This window comes from [Mycobacterium] stephanolepidis, assembly GCF_002356335.1.
GTDB lineage: Bacteria > Actinomycetota > Actinomycetes > Mycobacteriales > Mycobacteriaceae > Mycobacterium > Mycobacterium stephanolepidis.
Map to the genome: position 1 here is coordinate 2228087 of NZ_AP018165.1, position 23464 is coordinate 2251550.

17 protein-coding genes are annotated in these 23464 nt (G+C 62.8%); 8 read left to right on the forward strand and 9 right to left on the reverse strand.

The genetic code is table 11. The annotated features are described in order from the left end of the window. Positions 1–751 precede the first annotated feature (751 nt). Both MSTE_RS11000 and MSTE_RS11005 read left to right on the forward strand, forming a co-directional pair. The gene (locus MSTE_RS11000; RefSeq protein ID WP_096501173.1) at positions 752–1168 is read left to right on the forward strand and encodes an MmpS family transport accessory protein; all 417 of its coding nucleotides are present in this window, start codon (positions 752–754) and stop codon (positions 1166–1168) included. Beyond that, positions 1165–4149 (forward strand): MMPL/RND family transporter, encoded by a 2985-nt coding sequence (locus MSTE_RS11005; RefSeq protein ID WP_096501175.1) that lies wholly within the window; start codon positions 1165–1167, stop codon positions 4147–4149. The genes MSTE_RS11000 and MSTE_RS11005 overlap by 4 nt, the downstream gene beginning before the upstream one ends. Positions 4150–4282: 133 nt before the next feature. Here MSTE_RS11005 and MSTE_RS11010 read toward each other — a convergent pair whose 3' ends face one another. The 4 genes from MSTE_RS11010 to MSTE_RS11025 form a co-directional block, all read right to left on the reverse strand. Then, on the reverse strand, positions 4283–4759 hold the full coding sequence (locus MSTE_RS11010; RefSeq protein WP_096501177.1) for a DUF5078 domain-containing protein: 477 nt from the start codon (positions 4757–4759) through the stop codon (positions 4283–4285). Positions 4760–4821: 62 nt separating this feature from the next. Then, positions 4822–5232: a hypothetical protein gene (locus MSTE_RS11015; RefSeq protein ID WP_096501179.1), complete on the reverse strand. Its 411-nt coding sequence runs from the start codon at positions 5230–5232 to the stop codon at positions 4822–4824. A 42-nt stretch (positions 5233–5274) separates the two neighbouring features. Then, the gene (locus tag MSTE_RS11020) at positions 5275–6273 is read right to left on the reverse strand and encodes a Gfo/Idh/MocA family protein (protein ID WP_096501181.1); all 999 of its coding nucleotides are present in this window, start codon (positions 6271–6273) and stop codon (positions 5275–5277) included. Beyond that, positions 6266–6790 (reverse strand): DUF402 domain-containing protein, encoded by a 525-nt coding sequence (locus tag MSTE_RS11025; RefSeq protein WP_096501183.1) that lies wholly within the window; start codon positions 6788–6790, stop codon positions 6266–6268. The genes MSTE_RS11020 and MSTE_RS11025 overlap by 8 nt, the downstream gene beginning before the upstream one ends. 65 nt (positions 6791–6855) lie before the next feature. On the opposite strand from MSTE_RS11025, the gene uvrB reads away from it, so the two are divergent. Continuing rightward, entirely contained in the window at positions 6856–9015 is a 2160-nt protein-coding gene (uvrB, locus tag MSTE_RS11030; protein WP_096501185.1) for an excinuclease ABC subunit UvrB, read from the forward strand. Here the strand turns inward: uvrB and soxR are convergent, their stop codons facing one another. Further along, positions 9016–9468 carry a redox-sensitive transcriptional activator SoxR gene (gene soxR, locus MSTE_RS11035; RefSeq protein WP_096501187.1) on the reverse strand — a complete coding sequence of 151 codons (453 nt, stop codon included), beginning with the start codon at positions 9466–9468 and terminating at the stop codon, positions 9016–9018. A 46-nt stretch (positions 9469–9514) separates the two neighbouring features. Here soxR and MSTE_RS11040 point away from each other — a divergent pair, with 46 nt between their 5' ends. The 3 genes from MSTE_RS11040 to MSTE_RS11050 all read left to right on the forward strand — a co-directional run bounded on the left by MSTE_RS11040 (position 9515) and on the right by MSTE_RS11050 (position 13069). Continuing rightward, positions 9515–10963: an MFS transporter gene (locus tag MSTE_RS11040; RefSeq protein ID WP_096501189.1), complete on the forward strand. Its 1449-nt coding sequence runs from the start codon at positions 9515–9517 to the stop codon at positions 10961–10963. Between the two features lie 13 nt (positions 10964–10976). Beyond that, the gene (locus tag MSTE_RS11045) at positions 10977–12422 is read left to right on the forward strand and encodes a M20/M25/M40 family metallo-hydrolase (RefSeq protein WP_096501191.1); all 1446 of its coding nucleotides are present in this window, start codon (positions 10977–10979) and stop codon (positions 12420–12422) included. Between the two features lie 206 nt (positions 12423–12628). After that, complete coding sequence (locus MSTE_RS11050; RefSeq protein ID WP_046253596.1) at positions 12629–13069, forward strand: universal stress protein; 441 nt, start codon at positions 12629–12631, stop codon at positions 13067–13069. Between the two features lie 25 nt (positions 13070–13094). Here the strand turns inward: MSTE_RS11050 and MSTE_RS11055 are convergent, their stop codons facing one another. Continuing rightward, positions 13095–13772, reverse strand: a complete 678-nt coding sequence (locus MSTE_RS11055; RefSeq protein WP_096505742.1) for an MBL fold metallo-hydrolase — start codon at positions 13770–13772, stop codon at positions 13095–13097. Between the two features lie 153 nt (positions 13773–13925). On the opposite strand from MSTE_RS11055, the gene uvrA reads away from it, so the two are divergent. Next, positions 13926–16880, forward strand: a complete 2955-nt coding sequence (uvrA, locus tag MSTE_RS11060; RefSeq protein ID WP_096501193.1) for an excinuclease ABC subunit UvrA — start codon at positions 13926–13928, stop codon at positions 16878–16880. Positions 16881–16890: 10 nt separating this feature from the next. Then, positions 16891–18372: an AMP-binding protein gene (locus MSTE_RS11065; RefSeq protein ID WP_162291407.1), complete on the forward strand. Its 1482-nt coding sequence runs from the start codon at positions 16891–16893 to the stop codon at positions 18370–18372. Here the strand turns inward: MSTE_RS11065 and MSTE_RS11070 are convergent. From MSTE_RS11070 to lysX, 3 genes are all read right to left on the reverse strand, one after another. Then, entirely contained in the window at positions 18329–18589 is a 261-nt protein-coding gene (locus MSTE_RS11070) for a hypothetical protein (protein ID WP_096501197.1), read from the reverse strand. The two genes, MSTE_RS11065 and MSTE_RS11070, sit on opposite strands and share 44 nt — an antisense overlap. A 33-nt stretch (positions 18590–18622) precedes the next feature. Beyond that, the gene (locus MSTE_RS11075) at positions 18623–19942 is read right to left on the reverse strand and encodes an alpha/beta hydrolase (RefSeq protein ID WP_096501199.1); all 1320 of its coding nucleotides are present in this window, start codon (positions 19940–19942) and stop codon (positions 18623–18625) included. Positions 19943–20076: 134 nt separating this feature from the next. After that, the gene (gene lysX, locus MSTE_RS11080) at positions 20077–23349 is read right to left on the reverse strand and encodes a bifunctional lysylphosphatidylglycerol synthetase/lysine--tRNA ligase LysX (protein WP_096505743.1); all 3273 of its coding nucleotides are present in this window, start codon (positions 23347–23349) and stop codon (positions 20077–20079) included. Between the last annotated feature and the right edge of the window lie 115 nt (positions 23350–23464).

A 23464-nucleotide genomic window follows, 5' to 3' on the forward strand; every position in this document is an offset into this window, starting at 1 on the left:
GGGTAATTCGCTTTTGCGAATGGCCGTATCTTCTCGCGAGGCGTCGTATTTTTCGCATGGCGCGTGTCGAATGATGCGTCAGATTTGTTTGCTGAAATCGCGGTGGCCGACTGCTTGGGATGTTCGGCTTCGCGTTGCTAATGGACAAATGTCTCGTAATGTGGCGAACGACGCGCCCGTTCGAGAGTCTCGGAGTTGGTCACTTTTACTCGCCGCGACGCCCGCGGGACCGATGTCTGTCAGGTGGACGCATGCCTGATGTGGACACTGTGCCGAAAGGTAGCATTGGCAAACACCGGCCAGGTCCATTAGCTGGTGCGATCCGGAGGCTAGTCACTAACTTGGATGTGCGAGCAGGCCCTTTCGTAACATCGACGAAAAGAAGCCGGGAATAGAACAGTGTCACCGGTTGTTGACCTCCGCTTGTAGCTAACTAGGCTATTGCGAGCGTCTCGGGGCGTAAATGTGTCAGTTGTGACTGACGACACATGTACAGTTCCCTGACAAACGTATGTAGTATCCCTTACGAATTACTGAGAAAACGGGCATGAGCGGAGCCAGGTGGGATGAACGGACGATGTGACCGGACAGCCCGCATGCTCGCTGGCTCCGCAAAAACAACACGGTGTCGTACTGGCTGGTAACTATTTGCGCGCGAATGGCGGATACGCACAGCCGGACGCGATAGGCAGAGTCGAGTTGTTGGCCCCCGGGCCACACGGGTGAAGGGGATTGGACCATTTTCAAGGTATTGGCGCGGGTATGGGTCCCGCTCGTTGTTCTGGTGGTGATCTCGGTCGCCGCGTTCGGTGTCTATCGGCTTCACGGTGTGTTCGGCTCGACCAGTATCAATTCGGCGGTCGGCATCAAGGATGACTCCAAGAACATCATCCCCAAAGACATCGTCTATGAAATCTTCGGTCCCGCAGGGACAAAGGGCGAGGTCAACTATCTCGATGATCGGGCGCAACCGCAGCGCGCCCAATTCACCACACTGCCGTGGACGTTAACCATCACGACGACGATGACTTCTGTCTTCGCCAATGTCGTCGCGATGGGGGATAGCGATGAAATCGGCTGCCGCATCTTGTCCAACGGCGAAGTAAAGGACGAACAGACTGTGTCCAACCACAACGCCCAAGTCTTCTGCATGGTGAAATCCGCATGAGCACACATAGCGCTCCCACGAATGGCGCAACTCAAAAGCCTTCGCGCATAGCGCGTTTCATTCACACCTTCTCCGTACCGATCATTCTTGCCTGGCTGGTGTTGACGGTCATCGTCAACGTCGTCGTGCCACAGCTCGAAGAGGTCGGCAAGGAGCACTCCGTGTCGTTGGCGTCCAAGGACGCACCGTCATATCAGGCCATCAAGCGTCAAGGTGAGCTGTTCCAGCAGTTCAAAGACGACAGCATGGTGATGGTCTTGCTGGAGAGCGACACCAAGTTCTCCACCGATATGAACGACAAGGCGCACACGTTCTACCGCGAGTTGGTCAAACGACTGCGTGCCGACACCAAGCACGTGGAATACGCCCAGGACTTCTGGGGCGACCGCATCACCGCCGGTGGAGCGCAGAGTGTCGACGAAAAATCTGCTTACGTTCAGCTGAATCTCCGTGGGGACCAAGGCACGACAGAAGGCAAAGAATCCGTCACGGCGGTCCAGGACATCGTCGCCAAGCTCATTGACGAGAGCAAGAAGAACGGTACGTATCCCGACGGGCTCAAGGTCTTCGTCACCGGCCAGGCCGCGCTGACGATGGACATGAACGACGCCGGCGACAAGAGCATGCTCAAGATGACGGGTATCACCTTCATCGTCATCGCCGTGATGCTGCTCCTTATTTACCGGTCCATCACGACGGTGCTGCTCATCCTGTTCATGGTGTTCGTCGAGTTGGGTGCCGCTCGCGGCGTGGTCGCAATCCTCGGCAATGCCGAAATCATCGGCCTATCGACGTTCGCGGTGAATCTGCTGACGTCCTTGGCCATCGCGGCCGGGACCGACTATGCGATCTTCCAGATCGGCCGTTGTCACGAGCTAAGGGCCGAAGGCAGGGACCGGCTCGAATCCTTCTACATCATGTATCACAGTGTCTCGCCGGTGATTCTGGGCTCGGGCCTCACCATCGCGGGCGCCACGTTCTGTCTGAAATTCACGCGCCTTCCGTACTTCGAGTCGCTGGGTGTGCCGTGTGCGATCGGCATGCTGGTGGTGGTGGCGGCCTCGCTCACCATCGGGCCAGCGGTGATTCTGATAGCGACTAAGTTCGGGCTGTTGGAGTCCAAGCGCACCATCAAGAGCCGCGGATGGCGCAAGATCGGCACCGCCATCGTGCGCTGGCCTGGACCGATTCTGGCCGTCACGATGATCGTCGCGATCGTCGGATTGGGCATCCTGCCCACGTACTCGGTCAACTACAACGACCGGTACTACATCCCGACCGGCCTACCGTCGATTCAGGGCTTCCAGGCGTCCGACCGGCACTTCTCGAAGGCGAGAATGAACCCCGACATCCTGATCGTCGAGGCGGACAAGGATCTGCGCACCCCGGCCAACATGTTGGTGCTGGACCGGATCGCCAAGAACGTCTTCCGCACCGAGGGCATCAACAAGGTGCAGAGCATGACCCGCCCGATGGGCGCACCTATCGACCACAGCTCAGTGCCCTTCCAAGTGAGTATGCAATCGGTATCGATGACCGAGAACATGAATTACTTGAAGAACAGCATGGCCGATATGTTGAAGATGGCCGACGACCTGGGCTCGATGATCGCGATCATCGAACGCATGTACAGCATTATGAAAGAGCTAGTCGACGTGACGCACGATCTCGCGGGCGTCAGCACGGAATTGCAAGGCACTGTTCACGAAATGCGAGACAACATCTCCAATTTCGATGATCAATTCCGGCCGTTGCGCAACTACTTCTATTGGGATAAGCACTGCTTTGATATTCCGATGTGCTGGTCGATGCGATCCATATTCGACACTCTCGACGGCATCGACAAAATGGCCGAGAACATGGACGGCATGGTCAAGGACATCAACAGGATGGACAAGCTCATGCCACAAATGGTGGAGCAGCTTCCACCGATGATTGCCATCACCAAGAACATGCGGAACACCATGCTGACCATGTACAGCACGATGAACGGCATGATCGGCCAGATGGACCGCATGACCGATACCGCAACGGTGATGGGTCAGGCGTTCGACGAGGCGAAGAATGACGACTTCTTCTACTTGCCGCCGGAAGCCTTCGATAACGAGGACTTCAAGAAGGGCGTCAAGCTCATGATGTCCCCGGACGGCAAGGCTGCGCAGTTCATCATCACGCACGAGGGTGACTACGCCAGCAAGGAGTCGCTCGCCAACACCGAGGTCGAACTCAAGGCCGCCAAGAATGCCATCAAGGGCACCCCGCTGGACGAGGCCAAGCTCTATCTCGGCGGCACGGCACCGACCTATCACGACATCGGCGAGATGGTGAAGTACGACCTGATGATCGCGGTGATCGCGTCGCTGTGCCTGATCTTCGTCATCATGCTGGTCATCACGCGAAGTATCGTGGCGGCGTTCACGATCGTCGGGACCATCGCGATATCGCTGGGCGCATCCTTCGGCCTGTCGGTGTTGCTGTGGCAGCACATTCTTGGCCTGCAGCTGCACTGGTTCGTGCTGCCGTTCACCGTCATCATCTTGTTGGCGGTCGGATCGGACTACAACCTGCTGTTGGTGTCCAGATTCAAGGAAGAGCTGCACGGTGGGCTCAACACCGCGATCCTTCGGGGTGTGGGCGGATCGGGAAGTGTGGCCACCCAGGCCGGTCTGGTGTTCGCGTTCACCATGGGTTCGATGATCACCAGCGATCTGATCGCGATCGGCCAAGCCGGATCGGCCATCTGCCTGGGTCTGCTCTTCGACACCTTCATCATCCGGGCATTCATGACTCCGGCAATCGCCGCCCTCATGGGTCGATGGTTCTGGTGGCCCATGAAGGTGAGCAAGTACGCCACCGATCCGCCACCGCCTCCGGTGCCGGTCGAGCGACAGGATCCACCGCCGCCGGCTCCTGTTCCGGTCGGTTCGGGTCCCGTACATGATGAAGCAGTCACCACGGAGTTCCCACGACCAGCTATCTAACGGTCACAGAGTTCGGCCCCCATGCTCACGGCATGGGGGCCGAACTCTTTGTAGGTGTTTGTGCAGTCTGGCCGTACAGACAGAAAAATGCCCCGCCGGTGTGATCACCGCGGGGCATTTTCCGTGCGCGTGGTTAGGGGCCGTCCCACACCGACATATCGGATGGGTACTTGCTGCAATTCTCGGTGCCCTTGGCGACGACACCCTTGTTGTTGAAGAAGATCTTGCCCCAGTTGGGCCACTGCGATGTCAACGCCTCGGGCGGGTAGTTCACCGCGAAGACCTCGGACTCCGCACGACGGCCCGCGTAGTCCTTGGCGAAGAACTCGTGAATCCGATCGATCGTCGCCTGCTGCACGTAGTCGGGCTTGTTGTTCTTGTCGATCATGTACCGCGTGTAGTAAATCGGGTCATAATCGCGAACAGCAGCCAGATATTGTTCGGCTGTACACGTGGTTTTCAACATCCGGCGGGGAATTGGGTAGTCATCGGTGGAGTCTGCGGAGGCAATCGCGGGCACTGTGCTCGCGGCAATTCCCGCGGTGACTATCGCAATTCCGGCAGCGCGGAAAGAACCGCGAATATTGCTACGAATAGAGTTCAGGCGCATGGCGCCATTGTAGCGGTTTTTACGCAGGTCCGGGGTACGAAAGTGACTAATTTGACTGATGGTTACGGGTTGAAGTGTCCGCAGGTGACCGTGTCGTTGACGGGTCCGTTGAAGATCCCGAGGGCGGGCGGCACGGTCAGGTCCTGGGAATCGACCACGACATCGTCGACCTGCACTTCACAGTGCAATCCGATCCCGTAGGGGGGCAGCACCCGTACGGCCATGCCGGCTTGTTGGGGATCTTCCATCACCAGGTTCACTTCCCAGCTCTCGCCCGGCCCCAGACGCGGTTGTTCGGTACGCCGGTCCACCGGATCGGTCTTGAACGTCACGGAGATGCCACGACCTATCCCATCGACACGAGCGATGTAACTGATGTTGTGCAACTCGGCGGCGGAGGCTGGTGCTGCCGGCAGGGCGAAGATCATCGCCGCTGCCCCGGCAACGCACAGCCCACGGAGGAGGGGGCGCATAGCGGGCATCTTACCGGCGTCCAAGAAGCGTCGGCAACGTGATCAGTCCAGGTCAGCAGGGTCTTCGCGGTGATGCACCCCGAGCTGTTCGCACGCCGTGTTGAGCACCCGCTGTACGGCCAACGTGTCGGCGAGGGGCATCACGGTGCTCTGCGCCCTGCCATCGAGCAGGCATTCGGTTACCTCGGCCAGCTCGTGACTGTATCCGCCGCCGACGGGCGGCTTCACTATCGGCTCAGGGGCAGATCCCTTGCGGTGCAACACTATTTCGCGAGGGTGATGGAATCGGGGGAGGATATCGATCCAGCCCTCGGTGCCGAATATGCGCGCCTGGCCGGGCGTGTGATGTAGCAGTGAACACAGCAGCGTCGCGGTGCGTCCGTCGTCATAGCGCAAGAGCAGTCCGGCCTCGGCGTCAACCCCGGTGGGGAACAACGAGCCGTGTGCCACCACCGCGGCCGGATCGCCGAGGAAGTACTGGGCCAGCGAGACCACGTAGACGCCGAGGTCCAACAACGCGCCGCCGCCCAGCGTCGGACTGAACAATCGGTCGTCGGGATCGAACGGGCGGTCCACTCCCAGATCTGCCTGGACCTGGCGGACCTCGCCGATGGCCCCGTCGTCGACAAGCTTCTTGGCCGCGACGATCGCAGGCTGAAACCGGGTCCACATCGCCTCCATGGCAAAAACACCACGCGCCCTTGCGATATCGATGATCTCCTGTGCTCCGGATACCGTTGCGGTGAAAGTCTTCTCGACCAGGATCGCCTTGCCCGCGGTGAGCGCGGCGATGGCGGCCCGTCGATGCTGGGGATGTGGGGTGGCTATGTACACGGCGTCCACATCGGGATCGGAGAGCAACTCCCGGTACGAGTCGAAGGCTCGCGGAATGCGATGCGTCGCCGCAAAGTCACGGGCACGCTCGGTCGACCGGGAGGCAACGGCTACCAGCTCCGCTCCCGGTGTGAGCGGGAAGTCGCGGGCCACGTTTCCCGCGATGCGGCCCGGTCCGATGATTCCCCAGCGAATGGTGTCAGGCATGAGCGTCTCCGTTCGGGTCGCGCCAGGTCAACGGCATTCCGGCGGCGGTTAACCACGCGTTCAGATCGTGACCGTGCCCGGCGAGGTTATCGATGGCGGTGGCTGCCCGGCGGATCGCGAGCTCGGATGTGGCAGTAGACAGCAACCCTGCGCTGTGCGCGTCAAGCAACTCATCCACATCGGTCAGTTCGGTTTCGCGTCCGCAGCGCACCACGAGGTCAAGATAGTGGTCGACGGCCACCCACTGTGACGGCCCGGGGATGAAGTCGCCCACGTCGAGGTAGAAATCCTGGTCGCGCTCATATCCAGGATTGAAATGGAAGATGTTCGCGCGCAGTCCCAACGTCGGGAGCAGCCAGGACTCTAAGTAGTGAAATTGTGCCCGACCGGGCGTCGGACGTGCCATGAAAAGTCCCCAGGGCTCCACCCGGTACTCATCCACCGATCGCACGATTCCCTTGGGATCGGTGTTCGTCATGGCATCGAGGTCGAAGATCTCGCGTTTGGGCGGGTGCACGCTGGTTTCCTGCTGCCTTCCTGTCGTCTCGGGTGAATGTCGGACCGTCGGCTTACTCTGGGCTCATGGCTTTCGCAACAGAACACCCCATCGTTGCGCATTCCGAGTACCGCCCGGTCACGGACGTCTTGCGTACCGATGGGCGATTCGAGGTCGTCAGTCAGTATGAGCCCGCGGGCGATCAGCCGGGTGCCATCGCAGAGCTCGAGCGCAGAGTTCGGGCGGGGGAGAAGGACGTGGTGCTGCTGGGTGCCACGGGTACCGGCAAGTCGGCGACCACCGCCTGGCTCATCGAACGGCTGCAACGGCCGACGCTGGTGATGGCACCCAACAAGACGCTCGCCGCGCAGCTGGCCAATGAGCTTCGGGAAATGTTGCCGCACAACGCTGTCGAATACTTCGTCTCGTACTACGACTACTACCAGCCGGAAGCGTATATCGCGCAGACCGATACGTACATCGAGAAGGACAGCTCTATCAATGACGACGTGGAGCGCCTGCGGCACTCCGCGACCTCCAACCTGCTGTCCCGGCGCGACGTCGTGGTAGTGGCCTCGGTGTCGTGCATCTACGGTCTGGGCACCCCGCAGTCGTATCTGGACCGTTCTGTGCAACTGGATGTCGGGCTCGAAGTGCCCCGGGACGCGCTGCTGCGACTGCTGGTCGACATGCAGTACAACCGCAACGACATGGCATTCACCCGTGGCACTTTCCGGGTCCGCGGCGACACCGTCGAGATCATTCCCTCGTACGAGGAGCTGGCGGTGCGCATCGAATTCTTCGGTGACGAGGTCGAGGCGCTCTACTATCTGCATCCGCTCACCGGAGATGTTGTACGGCAAGCTAATTCATTAAGAATCTTTCCGGCGACGCATTACGTGGCGGGGCCGGATCGGATGACGAAGGCGCTGGAGGGTGTCGAGCGGGAGCTCGAGGAACGACTTGCCGAGTTGGAGGGCCAGGGCAAGCTGTTGGAAGCCCAGCGCCTGAGGATGCGGACCAATTACGACATCGAGATGATGCGCAATGTGGGCTTCTGCTCGGGGATCGAGAACTATTCGCGGCATATCGACGGGCGCGGGGCCGGCACCCCACCATCGACGCTGCTCGACTACTTCCCGGACGACTTTCTGCTGGTCATCGACGAGTCCCATGTGACGGTGCCGCAGATCGGCGCCATGTACGAGGGGGACATGTCGCGTAAGAGGAATCTGGTGGATTTCGGCTTCCGGCTGCCGTCGGCTACCGATAACAGACCGCTCACCTGGGAAGAGTTCGCCGAGCGAATCGGGCAGACCGTGTATCTGTCTGCGACGCCCGGGAATTACGAGCGCAATGTCGCAGGCGGCGAGTTCGTGGAGCAGGTGATCCGGCCTACCGGCCTGGTGGATCCGAAGGTGGTCGTCAAACCCACCAAGGGGCAGATCGACGATCTGATCGCCTCAATCCGTCAACGCACCGAGGCTGATGAGCGGGTGCTGGTGACGACGTTGACGAAGAAAATGGCCGAGGATCTCACCGACTATCTGTTGGAGATGGGTATTCGGGTGCGTTACCTGCATTCGGAGGTGGACACCCTGCGGCGGGTCGAGCTGCTGCGTCAGCTCCGGCTCGGCGAGTATGACGTCCTCGTCGGTATCAACCTTCTGCGGGAAGGTCTGGACCTACCCGAGGTCTCGCTGGTCGCCATTCTCGACGCCGACAAGGAAGGATTCCTGCGATCCAGCAGGAGTCTGATTCAGACCATCGGCCGTGCTGCGCGCAACGTATCCGGCGAGGTGCACATGTACGCGGACACCATGACGGACTCGATGAAAGAGGCCATCGACGAGACCGATCGGCGACGCGCCAAGCAGGTCGCGTACAACGAGGCGAACGGGATAGACCCACAACCATTGCGCAAGAAGATCGCTGACATCCTGGATCAGGTCTATCGCGAAGCCGAAGACACCGAGGAAGTGGCGGTAGGCGGATCGGGCCGCAACGCGAGTCGCGGTAGGCGGGCACAGGGTGAGCCGGGGCGCGCGGTCAGCGCCGGAGTGTTTGAGGGCCGCGATACCAAGAGCATGCCGCGGGCCGAACTGGCCGATCTGATCAAGGACATGACCGAGCAGATGATGACGGCGGCGCGTGATCTGCAGTTCGAGTTGGCGGCACGATTCCGTGACGAGATCGCCGATCTGAAGAAGGAATTGCGCGGTATGGACGCCGCGGGCCTGAAGTGATCAGCTCGGATCGGCGAGCAGGAGTGCACCGGTCGACCCGTCCTCGGCGAGGACGTCGGCGGGATTGAACAGCGTGCATTTGGTCATGGACAGGCATCCGCAGCCGATGCATCCGGTGAGCTTCTCCTGCATGTCCGCGATGGCGTTCTTGCGCTCTTCCAGATGCGAATGCCACTGACGCGAGATTCGTTGCCAGTCGCGAGTGCTCGGCGCCCGATCGTCAGGCAGGCTCGACAACACCTCGGCGACTTCCGACAAGGGGATGCCGAATCCGGTCGCGACCCGGATCAGCGAGATCCGGCGCAACGCGTGGCGCCGGAACACCCGTGCGTTGCCGGATGTGCGTTCGGCGGGAATCAGGCCGATATCGGCGTAGTACCGCACTGCGGATACCGCGATTCCGGAGCGCCTGGCCACTTCGCCTATCGGCAACAGCTCGGCCTTGTCCTTCATCACCTCTCCTTGATCTCAAGTGCACTTTAGCCCATAGCGTGTCGACATGACTCACGATCAGGGGACCGGCGGTTGGCGGGATCTGTTGTGCGGGCGGCAACTCGGCATTGTCACGGTGCTCGCCGGTGGCGTGGCGCTCTACGCCACCAACGTGTATCTCACTACCAGTCTGTTGCCGAGTGCCGTCGCTGACATCGGTGGGGAACGTTTCTACGCATGGGTGACAACGCTGTACTTGATCGCTTCGGTCAGTGCCGCGACGGTGGTGAGTCCGCTTCTTGGCTGGGCCGGTCCGCGGGGCGCATACCTTCTGGCGTTTGGTGCGTTCGCGGTCGGCACCCTCGTGTGTGCGGTGGCGCCGGCAATGCAGGTCATGCTCGCCGGGTGCGCGATCCAGGGTGCGGCAGGCGGACTGCTGGCAGGGTTGGCCTATGCGGTCATCAATCTTTCACTGCCACAACGGTTATGGACACGAGCCTCGGCGCTCACATCGGCGATGTGGGGTGTTGGGACCTTTGTGGGTCCCGCAGCCGGCGGGCTGTTCGCACAGTTCGGACTGTGGCGGTGGGCATTCGCGTCGTTGACGCTGGTCACCCTTGGCATCGCCGCGATGGTGCCCACGGTATTGCCTCGGCCGGATGGCGCGAATGTCGCGGCTGCCGGGCGCGGCGCTCCGGTGCGGTCGCTGTTCATCCTCACGGCGGCGGCCGCCCTGGTGGCCGTGGCCGGGCTCCAGTCCTCGATGCCCACCATGGTGGGGTTGATCGCAGCGGCAGCTGCTCTGGTGATCCTGTTCGTCGTACTCGACCGCCGTGCCACCGCATCGGTATTGCCCACATCGGTCTTCGCCGACAATCCGCTCAAGTGGATCTATCTGACGATCGCGGTGCTGGCGGCGGCCTCCATGGTGGAGACATTCATTCCGTTCTTCGGCCAGCGCCTCGGGCACCTGATCCCGGTCGCTGCGGGATTCCTAGGGGCCACTTTGGCATTCGGATGGACCGTTGGCGAAATGATCAGCGCTTCGGCCAGGGCGCGGACCGTCGCACGTGTGGTGACGATCGCTCCCGTCGTGGTTGCGGCAGGACTCGTCCTGACTGGTCTGTTGCAGCGTGCTGGTGCCGGCACCCTGGAGATCGCCTTCTGGGCGCTCGGTTTCGCGGTGACGGGAGCCGGTATCGGTATGGCCTGGCCGCATTTGGCGTCTGCCGCGATGTCGGTGTCGTCCGATTCGGACGAAAGTGCGGCGGCCGCAGCGGCCATCAGCACCGTTCAGCTGATCGCCGGAGCCTTCGGTGCCGGGTTGGCGGGGGTACTCGTGAATCTCGGCGGGTCGGAAGCGCGCGGGGCCCACCTACTGTTCCTGGGGTTCGCCGCGATCGTGCTATCGGGTGTTGTGTTGTCCTCCAGAGTGTTTCGCTCCGATGCCGGCCCCGGGCGGGGAACCGACATGACGAATACTGCGCGGGAGAGCGCGGTAAGGGCCCCCATATAGGCGTCCCGGGTGTATGAACGGAACCATGCATCGGATTTTCGCCCTCGCGGCCGCCGTGCTCGCACTCACTTCCTGCGGGACGACACAGAACCAGGGCTCGCCGGCAAGTAGCGCTCCGTCCACCACCGATGATCGCGGCGCGTTTCGAGACTTGTACCGGGAGTTGATCGAGACCAATACGACCGCGTCGCAGGGGAGTTGCACCGAGGCCGCGCAGAAGATGGCCGATCGTCTCAAGTCCGCCGGATACAGCGACAAGGACTTGGTGCTGTTCAGTCCGCCGGGTCATCCCAAGGACGGCGGACTGGTCGCGACACTCGCCGGAGCCGAGGCGGGTGCCAAGCCCATTCTGCTGCTGGCTCATATCGACGTTGTCGAGGCCAAACGCGAGGACTGGAAGCGTGATCCGTTCACCCTCGCCGAGGAGAACGGATACTTCTACGCCCGCGGTGCCGAGGACGACAAGGCCATGGCCGCAATCTTCGTGGACAGTCTCATTCGGTACCGCGCCGAGAGCTTCGTGCCGAAACGCCCCATCCGGATCGCATTGACCTGCGGAGAAGAAGGTGGCGGGCAGGTCAACGGTGCCGAGTGGCTACATCAAAACCGCCCCGAGCTTGTCGACGCCGAATTCGTCGTCAACGAGGGCGCCGGTGGCGACCTCGACGAACAGAACAAGCCCATCCTGCTGGAAATCCAGGCGGGTCAGAAGATCTACCAGGACTTCACCCTTGAAGTCACCGACGAGGGCGGACACAGCAGCCAGCCCCGACCGTTCAACGCGATACAGGCTCTCGGAGCGGGTCTGAACCGGCTGGCGGCCGTGCCGTTCCCGGTTCAGCTCAACGATGTGACCCGGGCGTATTTCACAGCGCAGGCCCCGCTGCAGCCAGGTGAAGTGGGTCGGGCGATGTCGGCAATCGTCGCCAATCCGCACGATCAGGCGGCGACATCGGTGCTGTCCCGGAATCCGCTGTACAACGCGATGCTGCGCACCACCTGTGTCCCCACGAAAATTCAAGGCGGACATGCCAACAACGCGCTGCCGCAACGCGCCACCGCGAATGTGAACTGCCGCATACTGCCCGACGGGAGCGCCGCCGCGGTGCAAGAGAGCATTGTCAAGGCAGTCGACGATCCCAAGGTCACCGTGAAACCCGCCAAGGAGTTCCGCACCGACGTCGCCACCGTCCCACCGTTGACTCCGCAGATCATCGACCCCATCAAGGCCGTGGCCGGATCCATGTGGCCCGGAGTGCCACTGGTCCCGACGATGTCGACCGGAGCAACCGATGCCATCTACTTCGGGAAGACCCCGGTGTATGGACTCAGCGGCATATTCGCCCAGCCGGGGGAGACCCACGCACACGGCTTGGATGAACGAATCCAAGTGAAATCCTTGTACGACGGCCGGGCATTTCTCTATCAAGTCATCAAGCTCTACTCCAACGGTGCGTGAATTTTACTCCAACGGCGGGTGACCGCGTGGCGTATTGGCGCGTGATGGTCCTCATAGCGGGATTGAGGCGCAGGCCATACCTGCGTGCGCACCCGGCGAGGGAAAATCACCGGCATAGCCCGACACAATCAGCCAAATGACGCATGGCCGGGGCCCTTCCCGGCTAATCTCATCTGGCCTGGTCAAACGGAACTGGAGGACCTTTCATGAGTGCATACAGCACTGTCGTTGTCGGTACCGACGGATCGGATTCGTCGTACCGGGCGGTCGACCGCGCTGGAGCCATCGCGGGCGCTGCCGGTGCCAAGCTCATCGTCGCGACCGCGTACTTCCCGGAGAACAACCCCCACTCGGCCGATGTCCTCAAGGACGACGCATACAAGGTGACCGGCAAGGCACCCGTCTACGACATCCTGCGCACCGCCCGCGAGCGCGCCGCAGCAGCGGGCGCGACGAGCGTCGAAGAGCGCTCGATCGAGGGAGCGCCGGTGGATGCGCTGCTGGATCTGGTTGTGGATTCCAAGGCTGACCTGCTGGTCGTCGGCAATGTCGGTCTGAACACCATTGCCGGACGCCTGCTGGGCTCGGTTCCTTCGGATGTCGCACGCCGCTCCAAGTGCGACGTGCTGATCGTTCACACCACCTAGACCGGCGAGCGCGAACGGGGCCGGCTTACCAGCCTCGTTCGCGCCATTCGCCGAGCGATTCGCGCTCGGCGCCCAACGTGGTGTCGTCACCATGTCCGGGGTATACGACCGTGGAGTCGGCGTATGTGCCGAAGAGCCGTTCGCTGACATCGTCGAGCAGTTGGTCGAAGTCCTCGCGGCTGAAGGTCTTTCCGACACCACCGGGGAAGAGTGAATCCCCGGTGAAGAGGTGAGTCACACCGTCGGCGGTGAACGCCAGGGCCACCGAGCCCGGAGTATGTCCGCGCAGATGGATCACGTCGAAATGCAGATCACCGATGTCGAAGCTGTCTCCCCCGGCCAGCAGCGTGGTGGGCGGCACCGGAAGCGGACCGGCATCTAGATCATGTGCGGCGCTGCGAGATTCTGTCTTCTTGACGATCGCCTCGAGTGCCTGCCAGTGATCGAAATGCTGATGTGTGGTGACAATCAGCTCGATGTTCGGGGCGTTCTCGTCCAGCAGGGTGGCCAACCGCTCGGCATCGTTGGCCGCGTCGATCAGCAACGACTTGCCGGTGTTGGTGCATGTCACGATGTATGCGTTGTTATCCATCGGCCCCACCGAGGCCTTGATGATGGTCGCGCCGCCCACGGTGCGACGAGCCACCCCGGCGCCCGGCTCGATATGGCCGGAATAGTCGTCGTCGATGGTGATGGAGGTCATGGTTTCACCGTAGTGGCCCCCAGTGGCGGGGAGGTTGTCGGTGCCTCGTCCTAGCATGGAGTCGACGACTCAGTCGGCTCCGGTTCCAGATGGGGATACGGCCGCTGAGCTATGCGAAAACACCTGCACATGGGGCAGTGTGGAAGGAGACAGGTGGCCGACCGTCTGATCGTGCGGGGCGCGCGTGAGCACAACCTGCGCGGTATCGACCTTGACCTACCCCGAGACAGCCTCATCGTCTTCACGGGCCTCTCCGGATCTGGGAAGTCGAGTCTGGCCTTCGACACCATCTTTGCCGAGGGACAGCGCAGGTACGTCGAATCACTGTCCGCGTATGCACGCCAGTTCCTCGGGCAGATGGACAAACCCGACGTTGATTTCATCGAGGGGTTGTCGCCTGCGGTATCGATCGACCAGAAATCCACCAACCGCAACCCCCGGTCCACGGTGGGCACCATCACCGAGGTCTACGACTACCTGCGTCTGTTGTATGCGCGGGCCGGGACCCCACATTGCCCGGTGTGTGGGGAGAAGATCGCCAAGCAGACCCCGCAGCAGATCGTGGATCAGGTGCTGGATATGGAGGAGGGCCTGCGGTTCCAGGTGCTCGCTCCCGTGGTCCGCACGCGCAAGGGTGAGTTCGTCGACCTGTTCGAGCAGCTGAACTCGCAGGGGTACAGCCGCATTCGGGTTGACGGCGTGGTGCATTCGCTCACCGATCCGCCCAAGCTCAAGAAGCAGGAGAAGCACGACATCGAGGTGGTCATCGACCGCCTCGCGGTCAAGGCCAGCTCCAAGCAGCGACTGACGGACTCGGTGGAGACTGCGCTGCGCCTCGCCGACGGCATCGTGGTGCTCGAATTCGTCGATGCCGAGGAAGATTCCCCGCATCGCGAACGCAGGTTCTCCGAGAAGCTCGCGTGCCCGAACGGTCACCCGCTGGCCGTGGACGATCTTGAACCGCGGTCGTTTTCGTTCAACTCGCCCTACGGCGCCTGCCCCGAGTGCACCGGTCTGGGAATCAAGAAGGAAGTCGACCCCGATCTGGTGGTCCCCGACCCGGATATGACCCTCGCCGAGGGTGCCATCGCGCCCTGGTCGATGGGCCAGAACGCCGACTACTTCGTCCGGCTCATGGCGGGATTGGGCGATGCCCTCGGGTTCGATGTGGACACCCCCTGGAAGAAGCTTCCCGCTGCCGCCAAGAAGGCGCTCCTGGACGGGTCGTCCGAGCAGGTTCATGTCCGGTACAAGAACCGATACGGTCGCACCCGGTCGTACTACGCCGAGTTCGAAGGCGTACTGGCCTTTCTGCAACGCCGCATGGAGCAGACCGAGTCCGAATGGGCCAAGGAACGCTACGAGGGCTTCATGCGGGACATCCCGTGTCCCGTGTGCAACGGAACCCGGCTCAAGCCGGAGATCCTCTCCGTGACCCTGACCGCGGGGGAGCACGGCACCAAATCGATCGCGCAGGTCTGTGACCTCTCGATCGCCGAGTGTGCGCAGTTCCTCAACGCATTGACACTCGGGCACCGCGAGCAAGCCATCGCGGGGCAGGTGCTCAAGGAAGTCCAGTTCCGGCTCGGGTTCCTCTTGGACGTAGGACTGCAGTACCTGTCATTGTCGCGGGCGGCGGGCACGCTCTCCGGTGGTGAGGCGCAGCGCATCCGACTGGCCACCCAGATCGGCTCGGGGCTGGTGGGTGTGCTCTATGTGCTGGACGAGCCGTCCATCGGTCTGCACCAGCGCGATAACCGTCGACTCATCGAGACGCTCACGCGGCTAAGGGATCTCGGTAATACGTTGATCGTCGTCGAGCACGACGAGGACACCATCAAACACGCGGACTGGGTTGTCGACATCGGGCCTGCGGCGGGGGAGCACGGCGGCCAGGTGGTGCACAGCGGCACCTACGCCGAGCTGCTGAAAAACAAGCACTCCGTCACGGGCGCGTATCTTTCTGGGGCAGCGAGCATTCCGCTGCCGCCGACGCGCCGGTCGATCGACGCCAAGCGCCAGGTCACCGTGGTCGGTGCGCGTGAGCACAACCTCAAGGGCATCGACGTCTCCTTCCCGCTCGGGGTGTTGACCTCGGTCACCGGAGTGTCGGGTTCGGGAAAGTCGACACTGGTCAACGACATCCTCGCCACGGTGTTGGCCAACAAGCTCAACGGTGCACGGCAGGTCCCCGGCCGGCATACCCGCGTGACCGGCCTGGATCAGGTGGACAAGCTCGTGCGGGTCGACCAGTCGCCGATCGGGCGCACACCGCGCTCCAATCCGGCCACGTACACCGGGGTGTTCGACAAGATCCGCACGTTGTTCGCGGCCACCACCGAGGCCAAGGTGCGTGGTTATCAACCCGGCCGGTTCTCGTTCAACGTCAAGGGCGGGCGCTGCGAGGCATGCACGGGCGACGGCACTATCAAGATCGAGATGAACTTCCTTCCCGATGTGTACGTGCCGTGCGAGGTGTGTCACGGCGCGCGCTACAACCGGGAGACACTCGAGGTCCACTACAAGGGCAAGACCATCGCGCAGGTACTGGACATGCCCATCGAGGAGGCCGCAGAGTTCTTCGAGCCCATCACCTCCATCCACCGGTATCTGAACACGCTCGTGGAGGTCGGCCTGGGCTATGTGCGACTGGGGCAGCCTGCTCCGACGCTGTCCGGCGGTGAGGCGCAGCGCGTCAAGCTGGCTGCTGAGCTGCAGAAGCGCTCAACGGGCAAGACCGTCTACATCCTCGACGAGCCCACCACGGGGCTGCATTTCGAGGACATTCGCAAGCTGCTCACCGTGATCAACGGCTTGGTGGACAAGGGCAACACCGTGATCGTGATCGAGCACAACCTCGATGTCATCAAGACCTCGGACTGGATCATCGACATGGGCCCGGAGGGCGGATCGGGCGGCGGTTCCGTGGTGGCGCAGGGCGCACCCGACGTGGTGGCGCAGACCGCGGGTAGTCACACCGGTGAATTCCTGGCGGACATGTTGCCCAAGCCCCAACGCAACGGCAAGACCCCCGCGAAGGCGCCCGTGAAGAGCGCCGGAGAGCCGCCCGCCAAAGCGCGGACCAGGAAGGTTGTCACGCCGGTCTAGGGTGGCATTCATGACTGACGAGGTAGTTGGTGAACCGTTCGTTCGTATCCTCACCAACCTCGCGGAATCGGCACCCGATGCTCCGGCGGTCACCTGCGGTACCGAGGTGGTCACCAGGGCCGAACTGGAGCGGCGTGCCACCGCCTTGGCGCACGCCTACCAGCGGCTGGGTGTTCAGCAGGGTGACCTCGTCACCATCGGGTTGCCCAACTCGGTGGAATTCTTCGCGGCCCAGATCGCAGTGTGGAAGCTCGGCGCCACCCCCCAACCGGTGTCCTGGCGGCTGCCGCTGGCCGAACGTCGGGCAATCGTCGAACTCGCCGACTCGGCGCTCGTGGTCGGAGTCGATCCGGCCGATCATCCGGATCGAGTCTGTGTCCCAGCAGGATTCGAGCCCACGGCCGAAGACCACGCCGCGGGACCCCTACCTGAGGTGGTGTCGCCGGCCTGGAAGGCGCCCACGTCGGGAGGCAGCACCGGGCGTCCCAAGATCATCCTGGCCCCCAGCCCCGCGGCCATTACCGGCCCTGCTGCGGGAGAGATCATGGGCATGCAGTCGGGAGATGCTCAGCTCGTCGCCGGACCGCTGTATCACAATGCGCCGCTGATGTTTTCATCGTACGGGCTGCTACTCGGGCATCATCTGATCGTGCAGCCCAAATTCGACGCCCTACAGGCTCTCGAACTGATCGACAAGCACAAGGTCACCTGGTTGCAGGTGGTTCCCACCATGATGTCGCGAATATTGCGTGAGGTCCGCCAGCATCCCGGTCGATTCGACCTGTCCAGCATCCGGGTGCTGTGGCACATGGCCGCCCCGTGTCCGGTGTGGCTGAAACAAGCATGGATCGACCTGCTGGGCCCGGAGGTGATCTGGGAGCTGTACGCGGGCACCGAGGCCATCGGCGGCACCATCATCACCGGACCGGAGTGGTTGGCGCATCGCGGTTCCGTCGGCAAGCCCGCGCTGGGTGAGCTGGCGATTCTCGATGAGGAAGGGAACCCGCTGCCCTCCGGGGAGGTAGGGGAGATCTTCATGCGCCCGTGGGAAGGCATGCCCAAGCCCTACAAGTACCTTGGCGCCGAGATCAAGCGGTTCGGAACATGGGAATCCATCGGCGATCTCGGCTGGGTCGATGACGACGGCTACCTCTACATGAGTGACCGGCGTACCGACCTCATCGTGACCGGTGGGGCCAATGTGTTCCCCGCCGAAGTCGAGTCCGTCATGAACGGTTACCCCGGAGTGATCGACAGCGTCGTCGTGGGTCTGCCCGATGACGACCTCGGGCAGACCGTGCACGCGGTTGTGCATGCCGAGCACAATGTGACCGAAGACCAGTTGCGCGACTATCTGTTCGACCAGATCGTCCTCTACAAGGTTCCGCGCACCATCGAGTTCGTCGCCGAACCCTTGCGTGAGGATTCAGGCAAGGTCCGGCGCAGCCTCATCCGCGAGCAGGCCATTGCTCGTCGGGCCGCGACTGGCTAGATTCCTCACGCATCGATCTGCGGATCTCCTCGACCCGCTCGGCCGCGGCCCGGTTTCGGGCCTCGAACTGCTCCTCCAGCGCACGACCCTCTTCGCTTTCGGCGTCCAGCTCGGCGGACCCGGCGGCGGTGCCGGATCGGGTTTCGATCTTCTCGCGCACCGACTCGAACGTCGGTACACCGCTGTCGGTGTATCCCGGATCAGGCGTATCGGACATAGCGCCCGACGCTACTCCGCCCGCGCACGGCAGCTAGCGCGGCAATGGCACATCGGGCACCATGGGCGTGCCGATGCGGCTCGCCATCCAGGGGAATGCCGATGTGAACGCCGTCTGTGCGAACGGCCACTTGTGTTCACCGGGTTTGTGCTGCACCGTGCATGAGATTCCCTGTGCCGCACCGAGCTCGCACAGTCGATGCGCGGCGCGGTCCTGATCGCTGAGCGGCACCGCCGCCGCCGCTCCCGGCACCGCGCCCGTACTGGTGATCGCCCCGGATCCGGCGCGGTGCATCCCATTGACGTCGAACCAACCGGAGGTGTTCGTGTACGGCCCATTACGCGACATCACCGTCGCCGGGTCGAACTGCTCCCATGCCGCGGCGTCACCGCCGAAAAGACGAGCAATGGTCTGCGCCTTGTTCCCGGTGTTCGGCGACATATCGCCGGCGATGTCCTCGAAGGCGCTGAACAGTTCGGGGTGTTTGACCGCAAGCGTCACCGCGCAGGTGCCACCCATCGACCAGCCGACCACACCCCAGTTCTGCGGCCGCGGGCTCACGCCAAAGCGCGACACCATAAACGGGACAACGTCCTTCGTGAGATGGTCGGCGGAGTTACCGCGCGGGCCGTTCACGCATTCGGTGTCGTTGTTGAACGAGCCACCCGCGTCCACGAACACCATGACGGGAGCATTTCCGCCGTGCTGGCCGGCGAAGGCGTCTGCCACCTCGACGGCGTTGCCGCTGCGGATCCAGTCGCTCGGGGTGTTGAACTCGCCGCCGATCATCATGATCGTCGGCAACTGGGTGCGGGTCGAATCAAACCATGCCGGAGGTAGGTAGACGATCTCCTGGCGATGGCGAAATCCACTGGCGTCGGCCGGGATATCCACCGGCACGAGCTTGCCCTTGGTCATCGTCGGCCCGCGGCGCTCCGCACGGGCAGCGGTCACCGTGGCCATATCGGCTTGGTTGGGCAGCGGGCCCGCGGTCAGCTGCGCCCACCCGGACTGGACGCTGCGCACGTATCCAGTCCATTGATTTAGCATCAGTGACCCGGAGAGGACCGCCAACGGCACCGCGGTGACCGCGATCGCGCGACGCCACCAGTGCGACGTGCGCCAGCCCACCACCAGGACGGTGGCGGCCACACCGGTGAGCGCGATCCATACCCACAGCATCAGCGGAGCGGGATTGCCCCTGTCGGCCCAGCCCTCGGACTGGATGTACCAGTAGGCCCACGCGGCGAGGACGCCACCGACGGCCACGGCAACGGGTAACCAGCGCCGAAACCACCCACCGGTGCGCAGCCCTATCGCGAGGACGAGCGCGAAACCGGCAATGACCTGCATGGAGACGGGGAAGCTCCCATGTAACAACGAGATGTCATGACCGGACACGCACCTATGATGGCCTAGATACCTGTGAATTGTCTGTCAGGTTTTCGACGAGTCCGGATACAGAATCCGAACAGATTCACCGTGCCTTACCGGGGTTTGGCCAGCGGGAACGGCAGCGTCTCGCGGATGCTGCGCCCCGTGATGAGCATGACCACACGGTCGACTCCCATGCCCATACCGCCGGTGGGTGCCATGGCGTATTCCATCGCTCGCAGGAAGTCCTCGTCGAGTTCCATGGCCTCGGCGTCGCCGCCCGCCGCCAGAAGTGACTGCTCGTACAGGCGTCGACGCTGCTCCACCGGGTCGGTCAATTCGGTATAGGCGGTGCCGAGTTCGACACCCCAGGCCACCAGATCCCACCGCTCGGCGAGCCCGCCGGTGCTCCGGTGTGGACGGGTCAGCGGGGACACCGAGACCGGAAAGTCACTGTAGAAGGTGGGTGTGGTGGTGTGTTTCTCCACGAGCTGCTCGTAGAGCTCCAGCGCCAGGTGCCCGGCGTCCCATCGCGGATTGAACTGCACCTCGGCCGATCGGCAGAGCCGTTGCAGTGTAGGCACTTCCGTTGTCGCATCGATCTGTTCGCCGAGGGCGCGAGACACTGCCTCGTGCAGCGGGATGATCGGCCACTCGCCACTGATGTCAACGGGGGCCAGCTTTCCGTCGGCGCCGTCCTCGCGGGGCCGCATCACCACTTCGCTGCCGTGCGCTGCCTTGGCGGCGTTCTGGATCAGCCGTTGGGTTGTCTTGGCCCAGGTCAGATAATCGGCATGCGCCTGATACGCCTCCAGCAGCGTGAATTCGGGGTTGTGGCTGAAGTCCACCCCCTCATTGCGGAAGGCCCGGCCTAGCTCGAAGACCCGCTCCACGCCACCCACGCAGAGTCGTTTGAGATAGAGCTCGGGCGCGATACGCAGGTAGAGATCCAAGTTGTACGCGTTGATGTGCGTCAGGAAGGGGCGCGCGTTGGCTCCGCCGTGGACCTGTTGCAAGATCGGCGTCTCGACCTCTAAAAATCCTTGTGATAGCAACGTGTTACGCAGTGAGGTGATGATCGCGCTGCGCGCCGCGATCTGGTCTCGGGCCTCTGGATTGATCGCCAGATCAAGGTATCGAGCGCGCACCCTGGCCTCGGGGTCGGTAAGGCCTTTGCGCTTGTCGGGCAGCGGATGCAGGCATTTTCCGATGATCCGCCACGATCGCACCAGCACAGACCGGGTGCCGTTCTGCGACTGACCCATGACCCCGCTGGCTTCGACCAGGTCGCCGAGGTCGATGGCGGCGGTGAACTCTTCATGCAGCAGTGGGTCGTCGATGAGCAGTTGCACCTCGGCCGACCAGTCGCGCAGCTGCGCGAAAAGCACACCGCCATAGTCACGGATGCGCAGCAGGCGACCACTGATGACGACCTCGGTGCCATCGGCGGCGGCCAATGCCTCCGCAACGGTATGGCTGGGCGGTGAGCCGGCCGGGTATGCGTCGATTCCCCGCTCCTGCAGGGCGGCGAGCTTGCCGAGTCGCACCTTGACCTGCTCGGGCACTCGCTGCAGTGCGGTGGACTGCGGCGGCAGGTCGGGGGCGGTGCCATCGTGGTGCAGTAGTCCGGTGGCCACGATGGACTGTGGCACCGCACTGTACTGACCGGTATGCCGTGGCTTATCCCGATTGCCGAACGGCAAGACCAGGAACCCCTCGGCGATCACCGAGGCGATGCCGATCCGGGGGATGAGCCGGGCATCCTCGTAGCAGGCGAACCGGGGCACCCATTCCGGCTGATACTTCACGTTCGAGCGGTACAACTGCTCGAACTGCCAGAACCGTGAGGCGAACATCAACACCGAGCGCCACAGCCGCAGGACCGGGCCCGCACCGATACGGGAGCCGTCCGCGTACACCGAGCGGAACATCACGAAGTTGAGAGAGACTCGAGTGATTCCCATGGCCTCTGCCCGGGTGAGCAGCTCGGTAACCATGAATTCTATTGTGCCGTTGGGTGATTGACGTGAACGGCGCATCAATTCGAGAGATACCCCGCTGGCGCCCCAGGGCACCAGCGACAGCATGGCGACGGCGTTGTCGTCGGAATCGACCGCCTCCACCAGCAGGCAGTCGCCATCGGTGGAATCCCCCAACCGCCCGAGCGCCATGGAGAATCCGCGTTCGGTGTTGCCGTCACGCCACAGGTCGGCGTTGGTGATGATCTGTTTCGCCTCGTCCGGCGTCAATTCGCGGTGGCGGCGGATACGCACCGACAATCCCGAGCGTCGGGCGCGGTTCACGGCCTGGCGGACTGCGGCCATGTGCGGACCCGATATCGAGAACGACCGCGGGTACAGGATCGCCTCGTCGCCGAGTTCCAATGCGTTCAGGCCGTGTTCTCGGTAAGCGAGCGCGCCCTCGGCGCTCGCACCCATCACCGCAGGCGCCCAGCCGTATGCCTGGCACACCTGCAGCCATGCGGCAATGGCCTGGCTCCACGCCGTCTTGTCTCCGATGGGGTCCGCGCTGACCAGGCAGACGCCAACCTCCACGCGATAGGTCACGGCCGCCCGGCCGTTGGGCGCGAAGATGACGGCCTTGTCGCGGCGGGTCGCAAAATATCCGAGAGAGTCGTCCTGCCCATACCGCTCGAGCAGCCCGCGGATCAGCGATTCGTCGTCGCCGGTCAACGCATTGACCGCACGCTGAGAGCGGAACAACACGACGGCCGCGGACATCAGCGCCAGCGCTCCGAACAGGCCGAAGAGCCAATTCAGGAAGAGATGAGGGTGGCCGTCGAAGTACTCGTGACCGGCAAGCGAGAAGCCGGCCACGCGGTTGAGCGCCCACCAGAAACGGTCGGAGCGGGCCAACGATCCCGGGAACATCTCCGTCAGGGCCCAGGCGACGAGCGTTCCCAGCACCAGACCGCCGATGAGCACGGCGACGGCCTTGAGCGTCGCACCGCGACGGACCTTCGCATAGAACTCGTGACGCGCCAGGATCAGCAGGATGATCGTGCCGCCATGGAGCACCAGCCCGAGGATCTCGACGGCGTCGCGGTGCTGGATGAAACCGCCGATATTGAGGGCCGACAGCACCGTCAGGTTGATCAGCAGAATCCACCACGCGATGCTCTTGCGCACCGCCAAAGCCGCCGCCAACAGCGACAGCACGAAGGCCCACGCGAGGCTGGTATCGGGCCAGTCGAACAGATACTCGTCGATAAAGGCACGAGGAACCTGTGTCAGGTGCCGGATGATCGGCGAGATGCTCGACAGGAAGATCATCGCCGCGAAAACCCCGACCAGCCATCCGAAGAAGGTCGGCACCCAGTGCAGTTTCGAGGTAGATGAGGGAATTGGCTTGGGAGTCTTGCCGATTCCCGGGGCGGCTAGTGGCGATGAAGCGCGAACCTCGGACGATGAGCGGCCTGCGCGAAGAGAATCAGACAACGTCACCTAGCGAGGATAGGCTGTGTAGCTGGCAGTTTACTGA